The organism is Bradyrhizobium liaoningense, from assembly GCF_018130955.1.
GTDB classification, from domain to species: domain Bacteria; phylum Pseudomonadota; class Alphaproteobacteria; order Rhizobiales; family Xanthobacteraceae; genus Bradyrhizobium; species Bradyrhizobium liaoningense_C.
Window position 1 is genome coordinate 1 of the sequence record NZ_JAFCJM010000071.1, and the last position, 21,753, is coordinate 21,753.

Consider the following 21,753-nt stretch of genomic DNA (forward strand, 5'->3'; position numbering starts at 1 on the left):
CAGGCCGTAAAAAACTCAGCGCGCACGTTTCGACGTAGAATCTGATTCTCTTGCGCGACAAAAGAGAGAACCAAGTAGTCAGTAAAGAGCTTGAAAGCAGGGGCGTGGAGCATCCTGTTCTATCGAGCTCTCCGAATCTTGAGTTTTTGCACAGCCTGTTTCGCCAGGACGACGGTAGGGAGGGATGCTGCGTCCCTCACTCTCATCGATCCTCACGCCTTGCCGTCGATCTCCGCAAAGACCTCGCGCGCGATGCGAAAACTGTCGACTGCGGCGGGCATGCCGCCGTAGATCGCGACCTGCATCAAGATCTCGCGGATCTCGTCGCGGGTGACGCCGTTGGTCAACGCGCCCTTCAGATGCGCGCGGAATTCGTGCTGGCGGTTGAGGATCGCGATCATGGCGATGTTGAGCATGCTGCGGGTCTTGCGCGGCAGTTCCTCGCGGCCCCACACCGTGCCCCAGCAATATTCGTTGAGCATCTCCTGGAACGGACGGTTGAAGTCGTCGACATTCTTCAGGGCGTTGTTGACATAGGCCTCGCCGAGGACCGCTTTGCGGACTTCCAGGCCCTTGTCGTGCATCTTCTTGTCCATGACGTTTCCTTTTGCTCGCCTTTCGGGATTGTGCGCGGGAAACTACGGGGTCGAAGACGGCCAGTCACGTCCTCGTGTTATGCACCGAAGGGTGCGGGGTCCCGTACAGGAACGGATGCCTCAGTGCTGCCGTTGTGATAGGTTGTTCTCCCGGGCAACTTGGAGAGCTGATTGAACGGCGTCACCCCTGAGCCGTCAGACCCGATCCGCAGCAGTGACGCACTGTCGCGGCTGAAGCTGACGCAGGCCCTCAAGCGGGCCACCTATGCGATCGCCTGGGAGCGCGCCTGGCCCCATCTGGCGCGGTTTCTGACCGTTGTCGGGCTGTTCCTGGTGGTATCTTGGGCTGGCCTCTGGCTGGCGCTGCCGTTCACCGCCCGCGCCATCGGGCTTGCCGTGTTCGCGGCGCTGACCGCCGCCGCCCTGTTCCCCCTGATTCGATTTCGCTGGCCGAGCCGCAGCCAGGGCCTGAGCCGGCTGGACCGCGGTTCCGGCATCAGTCACCGCCCGGCCACGACGCTGACGGATACGCTGACCTCGCAGGACCCGGTCGCCCAGGCGCTGTGGCAGGTGCAGCGCGAGCGCACGCTGGCGTCGCTGAAGGGCATCCGCGCCGGCCTGCCGCACCCGCGGCTCGCGCTCACCGATCCCTGGGCGTTGCGCGCGCTGGTCATGGTGATGCTGGTCGCGACCTTCTTTGCCGCCGGCGATGAGCGGGCGATGCGTATGGGCGCCGCCTTCGACTGGAACGGCGTGCTGGCGCCCGCCAATATCCGCGTCGACGCCTGGGTGACGCCGCCACTCTACACGGCAAAGCCGCCGATCATCCTGTCGGCCGCCAACAAGGAGGCCGCAGCACTTCCCGCCAGCGGTCCGCTCGCGGTTCCCGCCGGCTCGACGCTGATCATCCGCTCCTCGGGCGGCAATCTCGATGTCGCCACCTCCGGCAGCATCAAGGAAGTCGCACCTGGCGAGCAGGCGCCGAAGGGCACCAACGAGAAGCATTTTGCGATTACCGGCGACGGCACCGCGCATGTCCGCGCGCCCTCCGGCCAGCCGCAGTGGCGGTTCAGCGCGATGCCCGATCGTCCGCCGACGATCGCGCTGGCCAAGGATCCCGAGCGCCAGGCGCGCGGCGCGCTGCAACTGTCCTACAAGATCGAGGACGATTACGGCGTCACCGGCGCCGAAGCGCAGTTCGCAGTGCGTCCCACTGAGGCGACCAAGGGCACTGAGTCCAAGAGCGCTGACAAGGGCGCCGAAGAGTCCAAATATGCGGCGCGGCCGCTGTTCCAGCCGCCGCAATTTTCCCTCACGCTGCCGAATGCGCGCACCCGCAACGGCGTCGGCCAGACGGTGAAGGACCTAAGCGAAGACCCCTATGCCGGCGCCGACGTCACGCTCACGCTCACGGCCAAGGACGAGGCCGGCAATGAGGGCAAGAGCGAGCCGTTCAACATGCGCCTGCCCGAGCGCCTGTTCACCAAGCCGCTCGCGCGCGCGCTGATCGAGCAGCGCCGCATCCTCGCGCTCGACGCCAACAAGAACTCCGAAGTCTATACGGCACTCGACGCGCTGATGATCGCGCCCGAACTGTTCACGCCGGAGACCGGGCATTATCTCGGCCTGCACAGCGTGGCGCGGCAGCTCGAGGGCGCGCGCACCGACGATGCCTTGCGCGAGGTCGTCGCGAGCCTGTGGGCGCTCGCCGTCACGATCGAAGACGGCAATATCAGCGACGTCGACAAGGCGTTGCGTGCGGCGCAGGACGCGCTCAAGCAGGCGCTGGATCGCAATGCGAGCGACGAGGAGATCAAGAAGCTCACGCAGGACCTGCGTCAGGCGATGGAAAACTTCATGCGCCAGCTCGCCGAGCAGCAGCGCAACAATCCGCAGCAGCTCGCCCGTCCCCTTGATCCCAACACGAAAATCCTGCGCCAGCAGGACCTGCAGAACATGATCGACCGCATGGAGCGCCTGTCGCGCTCCGGCGACAAGGATGCCGCCAAGCAGTTGCTCGAGCAGCTCCAGCAGATGCTGGAGGGCCTCCAGATGGCGCAGCCGGGACAGTCCGGCGACAGCGACATGGAGCAGGCACTCAACGAACTCGGCGACATGATCCGCAAGCAGCAGCAACTGCGCGACAAGACCTTCAAGCAGGGCCAGGACTCGCGCCGCGACCGCATGCGCGGCAAGCAGCAGGGCCAGGGCGACCAGTCGATGTCCGACCTGCAGCAGGATCAGCAGGCGCTGCGCGACCGCTTGAAGAAGCTCCAGGACGAGCTCGCCAAGCGCGGCCTGGCGCAGAACGGCCAGAAGGGTCAGAAGGGCCAAAAAGGCCAGCAGGGCGAACAGGGTCAGAAGGGCCAGCAGGGTCAGCAAGGCCAGGGCGGCGACCAGGATGGCGACCAGGGCGACGATGACGGCGGGCTCGATGCCGCCGACAGCGCCATGGGCGATGCCGGCTCCAAGCTCGGCGAGGGCAATGCCGACGGCGCCGTGGACTCGCAGGGCAAGGCCCTCGATGCGATGCGCAAGGGCGCGCAGAAGATGGCCGAAGCGATGCAGCAGGGCGACGGCGACGGTCAGGGCGACGGCCCCGGCCAGCGCGCCGGCCGCCAGCAGAGCGGCGGCAACCAGACCGATCCGCTCGGTCGTCCCCTGCACGGCCGCGAATATGGCGACGACTACACGGTCAAAATCCCCGGCGAGATCGACGTCCAGCGCGTGCGCAGGATCCTCGAAGAACTCCGCCGCCGGTTGGGTGACCCGTCGCGGCCGCAGATCGAGCTCGACTATCTCGAGCGGCTCTTGAAGGATTTTTGAGGCATCACCCACCTCGTCCTGGACAAGCGAGCCCCTGGCAACGCGGAGCGTTGTCCAGTAGCGAGCGCTGATCCAGGACCCATTACCCCAGGGCGGAGTTGTTGAGCGCACTCGGGCTACGAGTCTTCGTCAAACCACTCCTTGGGGTAATGGGTCCTGGCTTTCCGCCAGGACGACACCGTGTGTGCGGAACGTGTGACATCCCCAACGACGCCGAAGGTGCGGTGACCGCTACCTCTTCTTCGCCGCCAGCGCGTCCGCCACGGCGGTGCGGATGTCGGCGACAGAGAACGGCTTGGTCACCACGTCATGAACCAGCGCGTTCAAATTCGAGGCGCGCTCGCGCTGGTCGGCAAAGCCGGTCATCAGCAAAATGGTCAGGTCGGGAAAGTCGCGTGCGGCTGACAGCGCGAGCGCGATGCCGTCCATGACAGGCATCTGGATGTCGGTGAGCAAGAGATCGAACTTGCCGTCCTCGCGGGTCAGGATCTCCAGCGCCTCGGCGCCGTCCTGCGCGGTCACGGTCTGATGGCCGTCCATCGCGATCGCGCGCGCCACGAGCTGGCGCATCGAATCCTCGTCATCGGCGATCAGCACTTTTGACATGGGCCTGTTCCCGTACAGAACCTCGTGAGCGGAAAATACTACGCGCTGCCGCCGGCCAAGTCGCGTCGGTTGAAGAAGCGAATATCGATATTGCGCCCCTCGGGCGGCGGCGAGGCCAGACGCGACTTGAACAAGGCGCGCTCGCCCGGATGCAGCACGGTCTGCTCCAAGAGCGCGTTCCAGGCGTAGATCTCCGCGCCTTGCGCGTCGCGGACCGAGAAACGCAGGCGGGGGATGTCGATCGGTTTCCGGGTCTCGCCGACGATCGCGCCCTCGATCACCAGCACCTGCTTGCCGTCGACGGTCTCGGAGGTGACCTTGACGTCCTTGAAGGCGAGGCCCCGCAGGTTCACGTTGAAGCCGACCATCTTGTAGAAGGCGGCCGTCTGCGGCAGCAGCCGCACCATGTCGGCGCGCCAGACCACCAGCGCCACGATCAGCGCGCCCATGGCGGCGCAGGCGGTCGGCAGGCCGATAGAGGATTTTTGCGGCGCGGCGGAGACGGGGCGGGACCGCCGCGCCTGCCGGCGGAACAGTTTTTGGAACCAGGACTGGTGGGCCGACTGGCCGGCCTCATCCTCCATCCGGGCCACCTCGGACCAGTCGTCCTCGGCGAATTTGGCCTCGTCCGGCCAGTCGCTAGCAATCGACGGGCTCTCGACCACGGGGGTATCGCCGGCGCCGTCGTCGTTGGCGTAGCTGTCCCATTGCGCGGCGAGGTCGGACTGGTCGTCGGTCTGGCTCGCGGCCGCCATCGCCGGAGCCTGTGCTGCCTGCACCTCCTCGATGGCGTCCTCGGGCCGCGCCACCCAGGTCTCCTTGCAGCGCGAGCAGCGCACCGTCCGGCCATTGGCCCCAAGGCTCGAGAGCTTGATGGCGTAGGATGTCGTACAATGGGGGCAGACGATGTGCATGGACCGGCCTCGACGATGACCCGGGCACGCAAGACAGCTGCGCAAATCCGGGCACGTTGGATGCTACAAGGCGACCGTTAACGAATCGGAAACCATAACGGCCGCACAACCCTGTTGCGTGGCGGACCGCCGCGGCGCGGCCTACCGCCCCCTGTCGAACGGAGCTGAACTTGGTTCGGTTCGAAAATGTCGGATTACGTTACGGTCTGGGGCCGGAGATTCTGCGCGACCTGAGCTTCCAGATCCCGGCGCATTCCTTCCAATTCCTCACCGGCCCTTCCGGCGCCGGCAAGACGTCGCTCCTGCGCCTTCTGTTCCTGTCGCATCGGCCGACGCGCGGCCTGGTCAATCTGTTCGGCCACGACGTCTCGCTGCTCGGCAAGGACGAGATCGCGGATCTGCGCAAGCGCATCGGCATCGTGCTCCAGGATTTTCGCCTGCTCGACCACATGACGACCTATGAGAACGTGGCGCTGCCGTTCCGTGTCATGGGCCGCAGCGAATCGAGCTACCGCAAGGAGGTCATCGATCTCCTGAAATGGGTGGGCCTCGGCGACCGCATGGACGCGCTGCCGCCAATTCTTTCGGGTGGCGAGAAACAGCGCGCGGCGATCGCGCGCGCGGTGATCTCGCGGCCGCAGCTTTTGCTCGCGGACGAGCCGACCGGCAGCGTCGATCCGACGCTCGGGCGGCGGCTGCTGCGGCTGTTCATCGAACTCAACAAATCAGGCACCGCCGTCATCATCGCGACCCACGACATCGCACTGATGGACCAGTACGAGGCGCGGCGCTTCGTGCTGCACCAGGGACGTCTGCACGTCTATGAGTAAGACCGACGAGCGCGGCGTTTTCGTCGACCTCGGACATGAGCGTCCGCAGGTGCCGGCGAAGGCGCGCAACATGTCGCCGATCGTGCCGCGCGCCTCGATCCAGGGCCGCGCGCTTGTCGCCGTCGTCGCCATCATGACGTTTCTGGCGTCGATGACCACGGGCACGGTGCTGCTGGTCAGCGCGTCGGCCGCCGAATGGCAGTCGGACGTGGCGAGCGAAATCACCATCCAGGTCCGTCCGCAGGCCGGGCGTGATGTTGATCGCGATGCGGCCGCCGTCACCGAAGCGATGCGCGCGCAATCCGGTATCGTCGAGGTCAAGCCGTTCTCCAAGGACGAGTCGGGCAAGCTCTTGGAGCCATGGCTCGGCACGGGGCTCTCCATGGACGACCTGCCGGTGCCGCGCATGATCATCGCGCGCGTGCAGCCGGGCACGCAGCTCGATCTCGCCGCCTTGCGCGCGCGCGTGATGCAGGTAGCTCCTAGCGCGAGCGTCGACGATCACCGCGCCTGGATCGAACGCATGCGCTCGATGACCAACGCGACCGTGCTCGCCGGCCTCGGCATTCTCGGGCTCGTGATCATCGCCACCATCATCTCGGTGTCGTTTGCGACGCGCGGCGCGATGGCGGCTAACCGTCCGATCGTCGAGGTCCTGCATTTCGTCGGCGCCGGCGACCGCTACATCGCCAACCGCTTCCTGCGGCATTTCCTGCGCTTAGGGCTCGAGGGCGGCGTGATCGGCGGCGGCATCGCCATGCTGGTGTTCGGCTTCTCGGAATCGATCGCCGGCTGGTTCTCCGGCACGCCGGTCGGCGACCAGTTCGCGGCCCTGCTCGGCACCTTCTCGCTGCGCCCGTCAGGTTATGTCGTGCTGGCGGTGCAGGCGGTGCTGATCGGCGCCATCACGGCGGTCGCCTCCCGCCAGACCCTGTTCGCGACGTTGAATGATATCGACTAGCGGCCTGGCGGATCCGGCAACCCCGGACTCCACTTCGCCCAAAAATCTCTTAAAATCAAAACGGAAGGGACCACCGACATCGCATGAGTTCGCAGACCGATGAATCCTCGCCGAGATTGCCGCGCGGCTGGCTGCGCGCGACCGTCGTTTCGACGCTCGCGCTGGCGTTCGTCGGCTTGGCCGCAGGCTTCGTCGCCTTCCTGTCGCAGCTCCGTGGCGGTGAGATCACACCCGACCGCAAGGCCGACGGCATCGTGGTCTTGACCGGCGGCTCGTCGCGGGTGTCGGACGCGATGGAATTGCTCGCGGCCGGCTACGGAAGGCGGCTTCTGATCTCGGGCGTGCATCCGACCTCTACGGTGAGCGACATTTCCCGCACGCTGCCGGAAAACCAGTCCTTCATGCGCTGCTGCGTCGACCTGGACCGCTCTGCGGTCTCGACCCGCGGCAATGCCGCGGAGACGCGGCGCTGGGCCCATGAGCGCGGCTTCAAGTCGCTGATCGTGGTAACCTCGAACTACCACATGCCGCGCGCGATCGTGGAGTTCTCGCACGCGATGCCGGACACCACGCTGATCCCGTTCGCTGTCGTCGGCGACAAATGGCGCGAGGAGCCGTGGTGGACCTCCGCCTCGACGTTGCGGCTGCTGCTGTCGGAATACGTCAAATATATCGCGGCCGAGCTGCGCACGCGGCTCGAGGACTTTGGGATTGACCTTGCGCCCGAAGTGTCGGAACAGCCGGCGGGCGCGCAACCAAAGCGGCCCGCCACCGCACAGGCCAATTGACCGGGTTTTCGATGTTTTCGCTTTTCCTGCGCTCCCTGCTGTTCAACGTGCTGTTCTACGCCGTGCTGGTGTGCCTCGCGATCGTGGCGATCCCGACCTTCGCGCTGCCGCCGCGCGCGATGCTGACCGTGGCGAAGTGGTGGGCGAACGCGACGCTGGTCCTGATGCGCGTGATCTGCAACATCAAGGTCGAATTCCGGGGCGTCGAAAAAATTCCGCAGGGGCCGCTGGTGATCGTGGCAAAGCACCAGTCGTTCTGGGAGACGTTTGTGCTGCCGGGGTTCTTCGACCGGCCGATCTTCATCCTCAAGCGCCAACTCATGCAGATCCCGGTGTTCGGCCAGTTCCTGGTCAAAACCGGGATGATCGCGATCGACCGCAAGGCCGGCGTGAAGGCGCTGCTGGACATGACGCGGCGGGCGCGCGAGGCGGTGCGCTCCGGCCGGCAGCTCGTGATCTTTCCGGAAGGCACGCGCCGCGCGCCGGGTGCGCCGCCCGACTACAAGACCGGCTTTGCGCAGATCTATGCGTCCTGCGGCGTGCAGTGCTTGCCCGTCGCGCTCAACTCCGGCCTGTTCTGGCCGCGCCGCACCTTCATGCGCTATCCCGGCACGCTGGTGGTGGAGTTCCTCGATCCGCTGCCGCCGGGCCTGCCGAAGGACGAGTTTTTGTCGCGGGTGGAAGCGGCAATCGAAGGCGCAACCAGCCGCATCGTCGAAGCGGGCCGGAAAGAGCAGGAGCAGTTGATCGGCAGCGCGCCGAGCTATGCTGCCTCCGGCAGCTAGCGTTTCTCCTGATCCGGCGCCGGAGCGTGCAGCGAATGCGCGTCGTTGTGCAGCATCATCGCGAGCTGGTGCAATTGGGTGTCGCGAAAGCCTTCGGCCTCGATCGCCTTCACCGTCGCGGTCACGTAGTCGCGGTTGGCGCCGGACTGGCCGTGGCCCTGAATCACGTGGCGATGCTGGTCGGCCAGCGACAGCCGTCCGGCATATTGCCCATGGCCGCGGTCGACGACATAGGCGAGCGCGCTGACGCGCTGCCGCGCGTCGTTCTCCAGCCACACCGAGCGCATCACCTCGCGATAGACCGAGGTGACCTGCTCGCGCTCGCGCAAATAGGAAACGACCGCGGCGCGGTTGGTCTCGGCGACGCGGAAGGCGATGCCGCGGCAGGCGCCGCCGCGGTCGAGCCCGAGCACCAGGCCCGGCTTCTCCGGCGTGCCGCGATGGACGAAGGAATAGACGCAGAGCGCGCGGTGCTCGCCGACCAGCCGCGCCGGCACGCGCTCCTCGAAGTCGAAGCCCGGGCGCCACATCAGCGAGCCATAGCCGAACACCCAGAGGTCGCCCTTGGCTGTGGTGACGGAGGGGAGGGTGTTTTCGGACATGGCGGGCACGGCTACCAGACCTGCGCCCCCAGGCGAAGCGGATTCTCCGCCTTTCGTCGCAGGAAAACCTCGCTTACATTTGCCATCATCTGGGGCCAAAGGGTCGCCGCATGTCCGATATGACCGTTGCCGCAGGCCGGCGCCGCCCCCGCTGGGGCCTTTTCCTTCCGCCCATCCTCCTCCTGGTCCTGGCCGTCGCCTGGAGCGGTTTTTGGTTCTATGCCGCGTCCAGGGCCGAAATTGCCGCCGACGCCTGGCGCGCGCAGGAGGCCAAATCCGGCCGCATCTATGATTGCGCCAAACGTTCGATCGCGGGCTTCCCCTTCCGCTTCGAGGTGCAGTGCTCCGGCGCCAGCGTCGCGCTGGTATCGCAGACCGCGAGCAAGACGCCGTTCACGGCCAAGCTCGACAACATCCTGGTGGTCGGCCAGGTCTATGATCCCAAACTCGTGATCGCCGAATTCACCGCGCCCGCGACACTGACCGACGGCGTGACGCAGACCACGTTCGTCGTGAACTGGAGCAAGGCGCGCAGCAGCGTGGTCGGCTTGCCGGCCATTCCGGATCGAGCCTCGATCGTGTTCGACGATCCCACCATCAATCGTCTGGACGGCTCGGTGCAGGTGCCGCTGGCGCGCGCAAAATCGGTCGAGCTGCACGGGCGTCTTGCCGAGGGCTCGCCGTCCGACCATCCAGTGATCGAGACCGTGCTGCAGATCGCGCAGGGCTCGATCCAGGGCGTGCATCCGATTCTTGCAGAGCCGTTCCAGGCCGACGTGCGCGCGAAGGTCACCGGCCTGAATGATTTTGCGCCAAAGCCCTGGCCGCAGCGGTTTCGCGAGCTGCAGGCCGCCGGCGGCCATGTCGAGATCGTGCAGTCGCGGATCCAGCAGGGCGAGATGATCGCGGTCGCGGCCGGCACGCTCGGCCTGTCGCCGAATGGCCGTCTCGATGGCGAATTGCAGATGACGGTCACGGGCCTCGAGCGCGTCATCCCGGCGCTCGGCATCGACAAGCTGCTGGAGGAGGGCGTGCCGCAGGCAACGCTCGATCGTGTCGCGCCCGGCGTGAAATCGCAGGACCTCAACAATCTCTTCGGCGCGCTCGACCGCGCCGTTCCCGGCCTCGGCAAGGTCATCAAGCAGAACGCCAATGCGGGCGTTGCCGCGGGCATCAATGCGATCGGCACCGAGAGCGTGCTCGAGGGCAAGAAGGCGCGCAGCTTCCCGCTGAAGTTCGTCGACGGCGCGGTGGTGCTGGGCGCGCTGAAGGTCGGACAGATCCCGCCGCTGTATTGAGTGATTTTCCGTCATTCCGGGGCGCGCGAAGCGCGAACCCGGAATCTCGCGCTACAATTTCGAGATTCCGGGTTCGACGCTGACGCGTCGCCCCGGAATGACGAATTACTGCTTCGTCAGCGACGGATGCGGCCGGCCGAAGTCGGGTGCGGCAGAGTCCTGGCCGATCTCGACGATGCCGCGGCGGATGGCGCGGGTGCGGGTGAAGTGGTCGAACAGCGCTTCGCCGTCGCCGCGACGAATCGCGCGGGTCAGCTTGGCGAGGTCCTCGGTGAAGGTGCCGAGCATTTCCAGCACGGCCTCCTTGTTGGCGAGGAACACGTCGCGCCACATCGTCGGATCGGACGCCGCGATGCGGGTGAAATCGCGAAAACCGCCGGCGGAGAACTTGATCACCTCCGACTCCGTCACCTGCGCCAGCTCGTCCGCGGTGCCGACGATGGTATAGGCGATCAGATGCGGCAAATGGCTGGTGATCGCCAGCACCAGATCATGATGGTCCGGCGTCATGACCTCGACCTTGGCGCCGAGCGCGGCCCAGAACGCGCGCAGCCGATCGACGGCCGCGTGATCGGTACCCTCCGGCGGCGTCAAGATGCACCAGCGGTTGATGAAGAGCTCGGGAAAGCCGGAGTCCGGGCCCGAATGCTCGGTGCCAGCCACCGGATGCGCCGGCACGAAATGAATGCCGGGCGGCAGATGCGGCGCCATGTCCCTGACCACGGCGCCCTTGACCGAGCCGACGTCGGAGATGATCGCGCCGGGCTTCAGATGTGCGGCGATCTCCTGCGCCACCGGCCCGCAGGCGCCGACGGGAATGCAGAGGATGACGAGATCGGCATCCTTCACGGCCTCGACATTGGTTGCGACCACATGGTCGACGATGCCGAGCTCGGCGACGCGGGCGCGCGTCTTCTCCGAGCGCGCGGTGGTGACGATCTCGCCGGCGAGGCCCTGCAGCTTGGCGGCGCGCGCGATCGAGCCGCCGATCAGGCCGAAGCCGACCAGCGCGATCCGCTGGAAGTGCGGCGCGACGCTCATTTCGTTGCCATGAAGTCGCGCAGGCCGTCGACCACGAGGCGGTTGGCCTCCTCGGTGCCGATGGTCATGCGCAGGCAATGCGGCAGGCCGTAGTTCTTCAAGCCGCGCAGCACGAGCCCGCGCTTGGTGAGGTAGGCGTCGGCCTCATCAGAGGTCTTGCCCTTCTCGGGAAAGTGGATCAGCACGAAATTCGCGACGCTCGGCGTCACCTTGAGTCCGAGCTTGCCGATCTCCTCGGTCAGCCAGTTGCGCCAGGTCTCGGTGAACTGCTTTGACGTCTGCTGATGCGCGGTGTCCTCGATCGCGGCGACCGCGGCGTACATCGCCGGCGTCGAGACGTTGAACGGACCGCGGATGCGGTTGACCGCGTCGATGATGTGCGCGGGACCGAACATCCAGCCGACGCGCAGCGCAGCGAGGCCGTGGATCTTTGAGAAGGTGTGCGTCACGACGGTATTCTCCGTCGTGGCGACCAGCTCGATCCCCATCTCGTAATCGTTGCGCGAGACGTAGTCGGAATAGGCGGCGTCGAGCACCAGCAGCACGTTGGACGGCAGGCCGGCGCGCAGCCGCTTGACCTCATCGAACGGCAGATAGGTGCCGGTCGGGTTGTTGGGGTTGGCGAGCCAAACCAGCTTGGTCTTCGGCGTCACCGCCTTGAGGATGCCGTCGACGTCGGCCGTGAAATCGCGCTCGGCCACCACGACGTTCCTGGCGCCGTTCGCCATGGTCGCGATCGGGTAGACCAGGAAGCCGTGCGCGGTCGAGATCGCCTCGTCGCCATGGCTCAGATAGGTGTGGGCGAGCAGATTGAGGATCTCGTCCGAGCCGGCGCCGCAGATGATGCGGTCCGGGTCGAGCCCGAAAGAACGGCCGATCGCCTGCCGCAGCACGCGCGAGGTGCCTTCCGGATAGTCCTCCAGATGTTCCGCCACGTGCTTGAAGGCCTCGATCGCCTTGGGCGAGGGCCCGAACGGCGTCTCATTGGCCGACAGCTTGAACACCTTGCGGCCCGGCTCCGCCACCGGGCTCTTGCCGGGCGTGTAGGGCGCAATATCGAGAATGCCGGGATTCGGCACGGGGCGGGACATCTCGAACTCCGGAAGTGGCGGGACGGCGCTTGAATTTACGATTTCGCCCCGGTCGGGGGCACCGTATAGCGCGTTGCGTGGCTGCCGACGAGGGCCGTCGAGCGCACCGAGGCCCCCGCTGCGATCAGGGCAGCCTTGATCTTGTCGAGGCTGGTGGCCGCAACGGTGACCGAGATCAGCAGCGCGGCCCCGTCGAAGGCGGTATCGGGCACCGCGACGATCTCGGCGAGCGGGGAAAGCGCGCGGGCGATCTCGGCGTTCCAGCCCGAGACGCGCACGCTCCAGGTCTCGATCTCCGTCACCATGGCGCTGTCGGCGACGCGCGAGACCACGAACACGGGCAGCGCGGCCGGATGGTCGGCGCGCTCGACGAAGGGCATCCGCGCGATGATTTTTGGCGCGCCATCCGTTTCCAGCGCCAGCCACCACGGCGTGCGGCTCGAGGTCGCCGAGACCAGCGCGAGGTCGCCCCTGGATTTCGCGACCGCCTCGACCGCGGCCTGCGCATTGAAATGCGCGACATAGGGCACGGTGAAGCCGAAATGGAAGCGCGCGGAATCGCGCATCGCCGGCTCGCTGACGGAAATGTCGGTGTGCACCGAGAACGGCGCCTGCACATAGGTGAACGTCGAGATGATGACGCGCCAGATGCTCTCGACGGTGTCGAGCGGCAGGATGCCGCGATGGCGCTCGACGATGCGCCGCATCATGTCGGCCTCGCGCGCGGGCCGGAAGGCCGAGCCGACCTCCTGCGTCTGCTTCGCCTGGATCAGGCGATCGATGATGTCGCCGCGCTGCATCAGCAGGCCGTGCATCTGCTCGTCGATCGCATCGATCTCCTTGCGCAGTTCCTGCAGCGACGGTGGCGCGGGCGGACGTTGGGACATGTCAGTCAGGGGCTATTGAGGGGTTTGGTGACCTGATTAGGCAGGATGGCCGCCGAAAGCAAAGAGAAACGACGGCCAATTTAGCCTGACCTTGCAGGGCTCGCCTTGGTTAATTCGGGCTTGGCTTGACGAAATCAGCCCAAGCCACTACCTTTTGCCTGTTCCGTGGTCATTTGAGCCGGCCGGCTTGCAGCCACGTTAAAAAACTCGCTAAACAGGCCGGGGACGTATTCCGATCCCGGCCCGAACCTATCGTTCAGGCCGGTTTTTTTATGGCCTGATTTCCGCGGTGCCTGACGGCGCAAACGAGGTCGGTGGTCAGAGATGGTTGACATCGCGTCGATAACGAGCCCGGTACCCAGTCCCGGGATCAGTGCCGATGAGCGGTCGCACGAGGCGGATCATCCGCACTCGCTGCTCGCGCAGTTCGGCGCCGACCAGCCCTTGCGGCTCGATTGCGGCGTCGATCTCACCCCGTTCCAGATTGCCTACCAGACCTATGGCGAGCTCAATGCCGATCGCTCCAACGCGATTCTTGTCTGCCATGCGCTGACCGGCGACCAGCATGTCTTCAACGTGCACCCCCTGACCGGCAAGGCCGGCTGGTGGGAGATCATGATCGGCCCGGGCCGTCCGCTCGATACCGACAAATACTTCATCATCTGTTCGAACGTGATCGGCGGTTGCATGGGATCGACCGGTCCGGCCTCGACCAATCCGGCCACCGGCAAGCTCTGGGGCCTGGATTTTCCTGTTATCACCATCCCCGACATGGTCCGCGCGCAGGCCATGCTGCTCGATCGTCTCGGCATCGACACGCTGCTGTGCGTGATCGGCGGCTCGATGGGCGGCATGCAGGTGCTGCAATGGACGGCCGCCTATCCGCAACGCGTGTTTTCGGCGATGCCGGTTGCCTGCGCCACGCGCCACTCCGCGCAAAACATTGCGTTTCACGAGCTCGGCCGGCAGGCCGTGATGGCCGATCCGGACTGGCATCATGGGCGCTATTTCGAACGCAGCACCCAGCCGCATCGCGGGCTCGCGGTGGCGCGGATGGCCGGACACATCACCTACCTCTCGGACGCCGCGCTGCATCGCAAGTTCGGGCGGCGCATGCAGGATCGCGAGCTGCCGACCTTTTCGTTCGACGCCGATTTCCAGGTCGAGAGCTATCTGCGCTATCAGGGTTCGTCCTTCGTCGAGCGGTTCGATGCCAACTCCTATCTCTATCTGACGCGGGCGATGGATTATTTCGACATCGCCGCCGACCATGGCGGCGTGCTGGCAAAGGCTTTTGCCGGCATCAAGACGCGGTTCTGCGTGGTGTCGTTCACCTCGGACTGGCTGTTCCCGACCTCGGAATCGCGCGCGCTGGTGCACGCGCTGAACGCATCGAGCGCGCGGGTGTCGTTCGCCGAGATCGAGACCGATCGCGGCCACGACGCCTTCCTGCTCGACGTGCCCGAATTCTTCGACATTTCCCGCGCTTTCCTGGAATCGGCCGGCAAGGCGCGCGGGCTCAAAGGCAAAGCGTTTTCAAGCGAAGTGGATAGCGGTTCACGTGAAGAAAACGTGTCAACGAAAGTGAGTGGCTGACATGGCGCTTCAGGACCAGACCCTGCCATTGCCGGGCATCGTGCCCGACCGCACCGGCAGCGATCGCACCGATCATCTGCTGGTCGCGAGCATGGTCGAGCGCGGTTCGCGCGTGCTCGACGTCGGCTGCGGCGATGGCGAATTGCTTCAGCTATTGGAAAGCCGTGGCATCGACGGCCGCGGCATCGAATTGTCGCGCGAGGGCGTCAACCGCTGCGTCGCCAAGGGGCTCGCGGTGGTGCAGGGTGATGCCGACACCGACCTCGTCAACTATCCCGACGACGCCTTCGACTATGTGATCCTGTCGCAGACGCTGCAGGCGACGCGCCAGCCGCGCGTGGTGCTGGAGAATCTGCTGCGCATCGGCCGTCGCGCGATCGTGTCGTTCCCGAATTTCGGCTTCTGGAAGATGCGCCTCCAGCTCCTGATCGGCGGCCACATGCCGCGCACGGAGAATCTGCCGGCGACCTGGTACGACACCGCGAACATCCATTTCTGCACCATCAAGGATTTCGTCGAGCTCTGCGACGAGATCAATGTCAAGATGGAGCGCTCCGTCGCACTCGATCTCTACGGCCGTCCGGTGCCGCTGAACCTGCCCTGGTGGGTCTGGAACATGTTCGGCGAGCAGGGCGTGTTCCTGTTGAGCAGGGGCGGGAAGAAGTAGTCATCACGGTCGTGATGGGGCGATACGTCACCCAGCCCATCCTCTCTATTCAACTGGTTTGCCGGCAGTGGACGTAAGAAGATGCTGACGCAAATCTACGAAGTTGCGACACCCGCGGAAGCTGAGGCGATTTCGGCAATCGGCGTGGATCATGTCGGCGTGCTCGTCGGCGACGGTACCTTCCCTCGGGAGCTTCCGGTTCAGAAGGCGTCAGCCGTTATGAAGATGATCCGGGCACCGTCAATACTTTCCGCCCTGTTCCTCTCAGCGGATGTCGCTCTCATCGAACGGATGGCAGGGGAGCTTGATCCACCCATCGTCCATCTTGGCGCATCAAGCGAGTTGCTTACGCCTGATCATGTCGTGGAGCTGCGAAGGTCGCTGCCAAGGAGCAAATTCATGCGCAGCGTACCTGTCACAGGGCCTGAGGCAGTCGGCGTGGCGCAGGCATATGATGGAGTCGTAGACTGGATCCTGCTTGACAGTCATCGCGCAGGCGATGTGCAAATCGGCGCGCAGGGCGTCACGCATGATTGGAGCGTCAGTCGAAGGATAGTCGAGAGCGTTCGTACCCCAGTGATACTTGCTGGTGGCCTCGGACCAGACAATGTCAAAGAAGCTATTCGATCGGTGCGACCTGCCGGTGTTGATTCGAAAACAAGAACCGATCAAGAGGGCAGTCACTCAAAAGACTTGGGAAAGGTGGAAGCCTTCTATCGCGCTGCGACGAGTGGTTAGGTCGCAGCACACTTTCCGGATCATGCTCTAGGCGGCGCGTCCGGACTGCCGTATGGCGATCTCGCGCTGCAGCGCCGTGCAGTTGGCCTGGAGCTTGTGAGAGCCCAGGTCGCGCGTAATGAGTTGGGCGGCGTGAAGCTCCGCCGATGCGCCCCTGATGTCATCGCGTTCCAGCTGGAGCTTTGCGATCCGCAGCCTCAGCCTCACGACCTGCACGCGACCCTCGATGCTCGACCAGAGCTGCCGGGCCAGATGCAGGTGACGCAGCGCCGCGTCGTAATCGCCTCTGGTGTGTGCGAGCACCGATTGCGCTTCGTTGGTCAGCGCCCGGATCGATGGCATCGGCCACCGGTCGGCACTCCCCGAGAGTTCGTCGATCAATTCCAGCGCCTGCGCGTGCCGGCCGGTATGCGCGGCCACGAGCGCCAGATGCGCGAACAGGATTCCCCGCCGCTGCAGCGTCCACCAGGTTTTTCCGATCAGGCTGCGTTCGAGGCTGGCATAGGCGGCCTCCGCTTCACCGCGTTCAAGCAACAGCATCGCGCGGCCGGGCTCGGGGCACCAGCCCAGCGAGTAAGCCTTGTCATAGGCTTCGAGCGCGGCATCATCATTGCCGATGGCGGATTGAATATCGCCCAGCACACGGTTGGCATCGCCGATCGACCAGGGCGCGTCGCTGTTGAGGCGTGCGAGCGAATCCTGAATGCGCGACAAGGCTTCGCCGAGCGAGCCCCTGACGCCGAGGACTTCCGAACGATGGAGTTGGCACGAGCCCGTCAGCTCCATGCCGCTTTCCGAGCAGAACTTTTGATAGCCGAGCGTCCACTGGTCGGCGCGTGCCCAGTCTCCGAACATCCGCGACGCCCACAGGATGTTGCAGTAGAGGATGCCTCCCATGACCGGATCGAGCTGGTTGCTGGAGAGCGCGAGGGTTGCGGCGTGGTCCTGGTCGGCCAGTCCTGCGCTCGTATCGCCGAGGCACAGCCGGTAGAAGCCGCGGTAAACGAGGCTCAGCGCCTCGATGCTGACGGCATTCTTGTGCCGGACCGTGCTGTAGGCCTCATCCGCAAGCGACAGTGCGAGCTCCGGCTCGCCGTCGAAGGCCGCCACCTTGGACTTCATCCAGAGGATCAGCGCGTTCGTCGCCGGTTCTTCGATCTCGGCGGCCCAATCCTCGGCGCGCGCCAGCCAGCCCTTGGCGATCGCGGCCTGGCCGCGCTCGAAATACAGGCCCGACAACGCGACCGCGTCGACGACAGCCGGCGGCAAATTGCCGACCTTGGTGTGCGCAGCGACCGCACGCGCCAGAAGGGGCATGGCGGCATCGGTCTTGCCGGTGCACTGAAGGGCGAGGGCCCATTGATGCAGGTCTTCGCCGTCGAGAACAATGGCGGCATCGGCCTTCGCGAATAGAACTGCAGCCTCGTCCCACGCCTGCGCGGTGGCAGCGCGTTGCGCATGTATAAGCACATCAGGCGTTTCATCCGTCATCTCGCGGGCTTGCGGCTCCGTTACGGCGTCGATGCAGAACCGATACCCCCTGCCCGGCACATTCCGGATGGCACTGTCCATGCCGCCATTGCGCAGCACGTTGCGAAGCATGCTTACGGCGCGCTGCAGCGAATTGTCGGTAACGGTCACATGAGCCCAGACGGCGTCGAGCAACTCGTCCTTGGTGACGACCCGATCGCGGTTGTGCGCCAGATACACCAGCAGGTCGAACACGCGCGGCTGCAAAGAGACTTCCTTCCGCGCGCACATCAGGGCGCGGCTCGCCTCGTCGAGCTCGAAGGGTCCAAACCTGAGGATCATATCGTTGTGTCAGGGCGGGCGGGAAAAGGTTCAGCCAGGATGAAGGATCAGCGAATGATCAGGCCGCGGTAAGGACGGTCAGCGCCGCCTGCACCTATAGCTTCTCATGCCTTCGGCCGCTCGTGGCCGGATGGTTCTCAACAGTCCCGACCCATGAGGAGCTATCTGATGGAACTCTACGTCATTCGTCGCCCGAGTGCCTGGGCAAATCTGAGCGAGCTGGAAGCGGCCGGTGCCAAGTCGGCCCGGATCGGCAACGAGCAGATGTCCGATCGCGTCCGCTGGATCCGCAGCTATGTGGTCCATGAGGCCGACGGCCGCATCGGCACCTTCTGCATCTACGAGGCGCGCGACGGCGAGTCCATCCGCGAGCATGCGCGGCGCGTCGGCATGCCCGGCGAGGAATTCTACAAGGTCGCCACGACCGTCGTCGTACGCAGCGATCCCGCACAGAAAGCGGCGGCCGCCGAATAGTCTTTTGGCGCGGGCGCCGCCTTCAACACACGCGAACCTTTTGAAGGAAATGTCATGTCCATGCATATCCAGGCGCCCGCGCTGAGCCCATCGCACAGATATCTCACCGCCGTCCTCCTGCGCGTGCGCCGGTTCATCAATCGGTCCGTCGCCAACATGCTCGCCAACTGCGAGCGGGCCGCCACGCAATTCATGCGCACGAGGCTTGGCGAGCGGGAGAAGGCCGGTCCCTCGTTTCATCGCATGAGCGTCTTGGCCGTGCTGTTCGGCTTGATCATAGCCGGGGTGCTTTCGCCCGCCGCGGCGAAGTTCGTCCACGATCATCGTGGCGGCGGCACCGTTCGGGAAGGCGCGGGCAAGCGCAAGCCCGTGGATTGCCTCGGCAGCGCTTGCAACGTGAAGAAAGTCTGCACCAGGCGCACCTTCGTTTAACGCGACTGCAGGTCGCGGGCGAGCATCAGCCGTCGCCCGCGGCCGTCCACACCACCCGCACATCAGGAGAAACCGGACATGTCCATCACCATGCAAAACGGGTCGGTCCAGGCCCAAACCTCGGTCGCCGCAAGAGGTCTCGTGCTGGCCTACGGCGTGCTCGCCTATCTCGTTTTCTTCGGCACATTCCTTTACGCCGTCGGCTTCATTTCGCAGCTCGTCGTGCCGAAGACGATCGACAGCGGCGCGACGGGTTCGATCCTCCAGGCCTTCGCCGTCAATCTCGCGCTGATGTCGCTGTTTGCCGTCCAGCACAGCGGGATGGCGCGGCAGGGCTTCAAGAAGCTATTCACGCGCTTGGCCTCGCCTGCGCTCGAACGCAGCACCTATGTACTGCTGGCGAGCCTGACGCTGATCCTGCTGTTCTGGCAGTGGCAGCCGATCACCACTGTCGTCTGGAACATCGAGACGCCTGTTCTCGCCTATGCCGCGATTGCCGGCAGCTTCATCGGCTGGCTCATCGTGCTCTACAGCACGTTCCTGATCAGCCATTTCGAGCTGTTCGGATTGACCCAGGTTGTCACGCACTTCGTCGGCCGGATCGCCGAACCGATGAAGTTCAAGACGCCCGGCCTGTACCGCCTGATCCGGCACCCCATCTATCTCGGCTTCATCGTCGCATTCTGGTCTGCGCCGATCATGACGCTCGGCCATCTGCTGTTTGCGGTCGTGACGACGGCCTACATCTTCGTCGGCATCTGGCTCGAAGAGCGCGATCTGGTGGCGATGTTCGGTGACCAGTACCGGCTCTACAGGCAGAAGGTGGCCATGCTGATCCCGAGCCTGTTCTGACCGGGCTTCCGCTCCATCCGGGCTACGCGACTGTCATTCCGGGGCGCGCGTAGCGCGAGCCCGGAATCCATCGCGCCTCAGCGTTGGTGGGTCTATGGATTCCGGGCCTGCGCCTGTCGGCGCATCCCGGAATGACAGTTAGTGAAACTGCACCGACCGCGGATCGCGCACCGGCCATCGCCCGGCTTCGACCAGCGTGACGAAACGCTCGACGCTTTCGTTGAACAGTGCGGGCTCTTCGAGATTGAGCACGTGGCCGGATTTTGGAAACATCGCGAGCCCTGCCGCCGGCAGGTGCTTCTTCAAGAACAGGCTCGGCTGCACGCATGGATCGTCCTCGTCGCCACAGATGATCAGCGCCGGTGTCGGCACTTTTCTGATCGCGTCGATCATCGTGTAGATTGAAGGGCGGCCGCCCTGAAACCCGCGCATGGTGTTCGCAGAGCCCTTGGAGTCGTGCCGCGCCAGTGCGGCGTAGAAATCGGCATGGCCGCGCGGGTCCTTGACCAGGAACGGAATCCGGCTCGGCGCTTCGCGCGTGACTCTTGCGACCTCCGCGGCGCCCAGCGTCTCGAACTGCTCGGCATTGGCGCGGCACTGCTTGCGCCAGGTATCGAGGTTCTCGATCTCCGAGCCGGAGCCGACGCCGGCGAGCGTCATCGACAGCGCGCGCTCTGGTGCGTTCAGGCCGATCTGGAGCGCCGAATAGGCGCCCATCGAGAGCCCGACGAGATGCGCGCGCGCGATTCCGAGATGATCGAGCACGGCGAGCGCATCGGTGTAGAAGTGCTTGTAGGAGTAGACGTCGCCCGACGGCACATCCGACGGCGTATAGCCGCGCGCGGAATAGGTGATGCAGCGGTGGCCGCGCGAAAAGTAGCGCATCTGCGGCTCCCAATTGGTGTAGTCGGCCGCGAACTCGTGCAGGAAAATGACGGGCGTCCCCTGTCCCGCTTCTTCAAAGTAGATGCGGACGTCATCTCTGGTCGTGGCGTGGGGCATTAACCATTTCCCTCTCGTAAAGCCGTGCCGGGCAGGATCGCAGTTAATGCTGTGGGCAGCAATGCGGCAGCTTCAGACCAGAGGCGACACAAAATCATCGCAACAATTCCCCGGAGGTGAATTTCGCACTGCCGCATCGTGTCTTTTTCTCGCCACATCCGCAGTCTTTACGGCCGAGCGGATGTCGGCCACCGCACGGGCCGACGGGATTTGGGGGTGTAACGAAGGATGAAGAATGTTTGAGTTGTTTGCGTTTCGCCTGCCGCGTGTTGTCATCGCGCTGGCTCTTTTCTCCGCGGCAATCGCCGCTTCGGTTTCTCCAGCGTCAGCACGGTCCCATCGCCATAGCGCAGAGCGGCATGCTTACGTGCACCACGCCAGGCACTCTCATCACACCAGGCACTACCGGCACGTCTCACGCAGCTCGCGCTTCGAGCGCAGCGCGGCGCAATTGCAGGCGAGCGGCTTTGCCAACACGCAGGCCAGCTTCGAGCCCAATGCCAATGCGGGCAACATGGGTGCGGGTGTTGTCGGCGGCTACGGCGGCGGATCGAACCTCGTCTCCGAGGCGCGCCGCTATCTCGGCGGCAATCCCACGGGGCGCGGCAGCCTGTGGTGCGCGCGCTTCATGAACATGGTGCTACAGCACACCGGACATCAGGGCACCGGCTCCGACATGGCGAACTCGTTTGCGAGCTACGGAACGCGCGTTTCGGGTCCGCAGGTCGGCGCGATCGCGGTCATGTCGCGCGGCCGCCGGGGCGGCCATGTCGGCATCATCACCGGCGTCGACGCGCAGGGCAATCCGATCATGATCTCCGGCAACAACGGCAACCGCGTCCGCGAGGCGCCGGTCTCGCGCGGCCGGATCTATGCGTATGTGATGCCGAATTGAGGGAGCAGTAGGGTGGGTTAGCTGGCGGCCGCGCGAAGCGCGTTCCGCTAGCGTAACCCA

22 protein-coding genes and 1 riboswitch are annotated in these 21,753 nt (G+C 65.1%); of the genes, 13 read left to right on the forward strand and 9 right to left on the reverse strand.

The features are described 5' to 3' along the window. Positions 1-212: 212 nt before the first annotated feature. Positions 213-596, reverse strand: a complete 384-nt coding sequence (locus tag JQ632_RS33630; protein ID WP_008567285.1) for a carboxymuconolactone decarboxylase family protein — start codon at positions 594-596, stop codon at positions 213-215. 171 nt (positions 597-767) lie between these two features. On the opposite strand from JQ632_RS33630, the gene JQ632_RS33635 reads away from it, so the two are divergent. Continuing rightward, positions 768-3,422: a TIGR02302 family protein gene (locus JQ632_RS33635; RefSeq protein ID WP_212406968.1), complete on the forward strand. Its 2,655-nt coding sequence runs from the start codon at positions 768-770 to the stop codon at positions 3,420-3,422. Between the two features lie 231 nt (positions 3,423-3,653). Here JQ632_RS33635 and JQ632_RS33640 read toward each other — a convergent pair whose 3' ends face one another. Together JQ632_RS33640 and JQ632_RS33645 are read right to left on the reverse strand one after the other, a co-directional pair. Next, positions 3,654-4,028, reverse strand: a complete 375-nt coding sequence (locus JQ632_RS33640) for a response regulator (RefSeq protein ID WP_212406969.1) — start codon at positions 4,026-4,028, stop codon at positions 3,654-3,656. A 38-nt stretch (positions 4,029-4,066) separates the two neighbouring features. After that, positions 4,067-4,942 carry an MJ0042-type zinc finger domain-containing protein gene (locus tag JQ632_RS33645; protein WP_212406971.1) on the reverse strand — a complete coding sequence of 292 codons (876 nt, stop codon included), beginning with the start codon at positions 4,940-4,942 and terminating at the stop codon, positions 4,067-4,069. Between the two features lie 170 nt (positions 4,943-5,112). On the opposite strand from JQ632_RS33645, the gene ftsE reads away from it, so the two are divergent. The 4 genes from ftsE to JQ632_RS33665 all read left to right on the forward strand — a co-directional run bounded on the left by ftsE (position 5,113) and on the right by JQ632_RS33665 (position 8,306). Next, on the forward strand, positions 5,113-5,772 hold the full coding sequence (ftsE, locus tag JQ632_RS33650) for a cell division ATP-binding protein FtsE (protein ID WP_212406973.1): 660 nt from the start codon (positions 5,113-5,115) through the stop codon (positions 5,770-5,772). Continuing rightward, positions 5,765-6,733, forward strand: a complete 969-nt coding sequence (locus JQ632_RS33655) for an ABC transporter permease (protein WP_212406975.1) — start codon at positions 5,765-5,767, stop codon at positions 6,731-6,733. The genes ftsE and JQ632_RS33655 overlap by 8 nt, the downstream gene beginning before the upstream one ends. 83 nt (positions 6,734-6,816) lie before the next feature. After that, positions 6,817-7,521: a YdcF family protein gene (locus JQ632_RS33660; RefSeq protein WP_212406976.1), complete on the forward strand. Its 705-nt coding sequence runs from the start codon at positions 6,817-6,819 to the stop codon at positions 7,519-7,521. A gap of 11 nt (positions 7,522-7,532) precedes the next feature. Next, a complete protein-coding gene (locus JQ632_RS33665) occupies positions 7,533-8,306 on the forward strand; it encodes a 1-acyl-sn-glycerol-3-phosphate acyltransferase (RefSeq protein ID WP_212406978.1) in 774 nt (257 codons plus the stop codon). On the opposite strand, the gene JQ632_RS33670 is transcribed toward JQ632_RS33665, so the two are convergent. Next, positions 8,303-8,908, reverse strand: a complete 606-nt coding sequence (locus JQ632_RS33670; protein ID WP_212406980.1) for a gamma-glutamylcyclotransferase — start codon at positions 8,906-8,908, stop codon at positions 8,303-8,305. The two genes, JQ632_RS33665 and JQ632_RS33670, sit on opposite strands and share 4 nt — an antisense overlap. Before the next feature lie 110 nt (positions 8,909-9,018). Here JQ632_RS33670 and JQ632_RS33675 point away from each other — a divergent pair, with 110 nt between their 5' ends. Further along, positions 9,019-10,206 carry a DUF2125 domain-containing protein gene (locus JQ632_RS33675; RefSeq protein ID WP_212406982.1) on the forward strand — a complete coding sequence of 396 codons (1,188 nt, stop codon included), beginning with the start codon at positions 9,019-9,021 and terminating at the stop codon, positions 10,204-10,206. Between the two features lie 105 nt (positions 10,207-10,311). On the opposite strand, the gene JQ632_RS33680 is transcribed toward JQ632_RS33675, so the two are convergent. The 3 genes from JQ632_RS33680 to JQ632_RS33690 are packed head-to-tail and all read right to left on the reverse strand — an operon-like array spanning position 10,312 to position 13,225. Beyond that, positions 10,312-11,247 carry a prephenate/arogenate dehydrogenase family protein gene (locus tag JQ632_RS33680; RefSeq protein WP_212406984.1) on the reverse strand — a complete coding sequence of 312 codons (936 nt, stop codon included), beginning with the start codon at positions 11,245-11,247 and terminating at the stop codon, positions 10,312-10,314. After that, on the reverse strand, positions 11,244-12,338 hold the full coding sequence (gene hisC / locus JQ632_RS33685) for a histidinol-phosphate transaminase (RefSeq protein WP_212406986.1): 1,095 nt from the start codon (positions 12,336-12,338) through the stop codon (positions 11,244-11,246). The genes JQ632_RS33680 and hisC overlap by 4 nt, the downstream gene beginning before the upstream one ends. Positions 12,339-12,373: 35 nt before the next feature. Continuing rightward, positions 12,374-13,225: a chorismate mutase gene (locus JQ632_RS33690; RefSeq protein WP_212406988.1), complete on the reverse strand. Its 852-nt coding sequence runs from the start codon at positions 13,223-13,225 to the stop codon at positions 12,374-12,376. Positions 13,226-13,380: 155 nt separating this feature from the next. Continuing rightward, a riboswitch (SAM riboswitch) is annotated at positions 13,381-13,460 on the forward strand. An 89-nt stretch (positions 13,461-13,549) separates the two neighbouring features. On the opposite strand from JQ632_RS33690, the gene JQ632_RS33695 reads away from it, so the two are divergent. From JQ632_RS33695 to JQ632_RS33705, 3 genes are all read left to right on the forward strand, one after another. Next, positions 13,550-14,821 (forward strand): homoserine O-acetyltransferase, encoded by a 1,272-nt coding sequence (locus JQ632_RS33695; protein WP_212406989.1) that lies wholly within the window; start codon positions 13,550-13,552, stop codon positions 14,819-14,821. Between the two features lies 1 nt (position 14,822). Next, positions 14,823-15,488 carry a methionine biosynthesis protein MetW gene (metW, locus tag JQ632_RS33700; protein WP_212406991.1) on the forward strand — a complete coding sequence of 222 codons (666 nt, stop codon included), beginning with the start codon at positions 14,823-14,825 and terminating at the stop codon, positions 15,486-15,488. Positions 15,489-15,569: 81 nt separating this feature from the next. Continuing rightward, positions 15,570-16,226: a phosphoribosylanthranilate isomerase gene (locus tag JQ632_RS33705; RefSeq protein ID WP_212406993.1), complete on the forward strand. Its 657-nt coding sequence runs from the start codon at positions 15,570-15,572 to the stop codon at positions 16,224-16,226. A gap of 27 nt (positions 16,227-16,253) precedes the next feature. Here JQ632_RS33705 and JQ632_RS33710 read toward each other — a convergent pair whose 3' ends face one another. Next, positions 16,254-18,038, reverse strand: a complete 1,785-nt coding sequence (locus JQ632_RS33710; protein WP_212406995.1) for a winged helix-turn-helix domain-containing protein — start codon at positions 18,036-18,038, stop codon at positions 16,254-16,256. A gap of 168 nt (positions 18,039-18,206) precedes the next feature. Between JQ632_RS33710 and JQ632_RS33715 the strand changes: the two genes are divergently transcribed. From JQ632_RS33715 to mddA, 3 genes are all read left to right on the forward strand, one after another. After that, a complete protein-coding gene (locus JQ632_RS33715) occupies positions 18,207-18,512 on the forward strand; it encodes a nickel-binding protein (protein ID WP_212406997.1) in 306 nt (101 codons plus the stop codon). Positions 18,513-18,566: 54 nt separating this feature from the next. Next, the gene (locus JQ632_RS33720; protein WP_212406999.1) at positions 18,567-18,944 is read left to right on the forward strand and encodes a hypothetical protein; all 378 of its coding nucleotides are present in this window, start codon (positions 18,567-18,569) and stop codon (positions 18,942-18,944) included. A 78-nt stretch (positions 18,945-19,022) separates the two neighbouring features. Then, entirely contained in the window at positions 19,023-19,796 is a 774-nt protein-coding gene (gene mddA / locus JQ632_RS33725) for a methanethiol S-methyltransferase (RefSeq protein WP_212407001.1), read from the forward strand. A gap of 138 nt (positions 19,797-19,934) precedes the next feature. Here mddA and JQ632_RS33730 read toward each other — a convergent pair whose 3' ends face one another. After that, the gene (locus tag JQ632_RS33730) at positions 19,935-20,798 is read right to left on the reverse strand and encodes an alpha/beta fold hydrolase (protein ID WP_212407003.1); all 864 of its coding nucleotides are present in this window, start codon (positions 20,796-20,798) and stop codon (positions 19,935-19,937) included. A gap of 235 nt (positions 20,799-21,033) precedes the next feature. Between JQ632_RS33730 and JQ632_RS33735 the strand changes: the two genes are divergently transcribed. After that, positions 21,034-21,693, forward strand: coding sequence for a TIGR02594 family protein (locus tag JQ632_RS33735; protein WP_212407004.1), 660 nt, complete (start codon positions 21,034-21,036; stop codon positions 21,691-21,693). Positions 21,694-21,753: the final 60 nt, after the last annotated feature.

Bases quoted from the DNA above. Each gene is read 5' to 3' on its own strand.
- JQ632_RS33660 (WP_212406976.1), top strand. From the start codon at position 6,817: ATGAGTTCGCAGACCGATGAATCCTCGCCGAGATTGCCGCGCGGCTGG.
- JQ632_RS33665 (WP_212406978.1), top strand. From the start codon at position 7,533: ATGTTTTCGCTTTTCCTGCGCTCCCTGCTGTTCAACGTGCTGTTCTAC.
- JQ632_RS33630 (WP_008567285.1), bottom strand. From the start codon at position 596: ATGGACAAGAAGATGCACGACAAGGGCCTGGAAGTCCGCAAAGCGGTC.
- JQ632_RS33655 (WP_212406975.1), top strand. From the start codon at position 5,765: ATGAGTAAGACCGACGAGCGCGGCGTTTTCGTCGACCTCGGACATGAG.
- JQ632_RS33730 (WP_212407003.1), bottom strand. From the start codon at position 20,798: ATGCCCCACGCCACGACCAGAGATGACGTCCGCATCTACTTTGAAGAA.
- JQ632_RS33715 (WP_212406997.1), top strand. From the start codon at position 18,207: ATGGAACTCTACGTCATTCGTCGCCCGAGTGCCTGGGCAAATCTGAGC.
- hisC (WP_212406986.1), bottom strand. From the start codon at position 12,338: ATGTCCCGCCCCGTGCCGAATCCCGGCATTCTCGATATTGCGCCCTAC.
- JQ632_RS33695 (WP_212406989.1), top strand. From the start codon at position 13,550: ATGGTTGACATCGCGTCGATAACGAGCCCGGTACCCAGTCCCGGGATC.
- metW (WP_212406991.1), top strand. From the start codon at position 14,823: ATGGCGCTTCAGGACCAGACCCTGCCATTGCCGGGCATCGTGCCCGAC.
- JQ632_RS33735 (WP_212407004.1), top strand. From the start codon at position 21,034: ATGTTTGAGTTGTTTGCGTTTCGCCTGCCGCGTGTTGTCATCGCGCTG.
- JQ632_RS33675 (WP_212406982.1), top strand. From the start codon at position 9,019: ATGTCCGATATGACCGTTGCCGCAGGCCGGCGCCGCCCCCGCTGGGGC.
- mddA (WP_212407001.1), top strand. From the start codon at position 19,023: ATGTCCATCACCATGCAAAACGGGTCGGTCCAGGCCCAAACCTCGGTC.
- JQ632_RS33705 (WP_212406993.1), top strand. From the start codon at position 15,570: ATGCTGACGCAAATCTACGAAGTTGCGACACCCGCGGAAGCTGAGGCG.
- JQ632_RS33640 (WP_212406969.1), bottom strand. From the start codon at position 4,028: ATGTCAAAAGTGCTGATCGCCGATGACGAGGATTCGATGCGCCAGCTC.
- JQ632_RS33720 (WP_212406999.1), top strand. From the start codon at position 18,567: ATGTCCATGCATATCCAGGCGCCCGCGCTGAGCCCATCGCACAGATAT.
- JQ632_RS33710 (WP_212406995.1), bottom strand. From the start codon at position 18,038: ATGATCCTCAGGTTTGGACCCTTCGAGCTCGACGAGGCGAGCCGCGCC.
- JQ632_RS33680 (WP_212406984.1), bottom strand. From the start codon at position 11,247: ATGAGCGTCGCGCCGCACTTCCAGCGGATCGCGCTGGTCGGCTTCGGC.
- JQ632_RS33645 (WP_212406971.1), bottom strand. From the start codon at position 4,942: ATGCACATCGTCTGCCCCCATTGTACGACATCCTACGCCATCAAGCTC.
- JQ632_RS33670 (WP_212406980.1), bottom strand. From the start codon at position 8,908: ATGTCCGAAAACACCCTCCCCTCCGTCACCACAGCCAAGGGCGACCTC.
- JQ632_RS33690 (WP_212406988.1), bottom strand. From the start codon at position 13,225: ATGTCCCAACGTCCGCCCGCGCCACCGTCGCTGCAGGAACTGCGCAAG.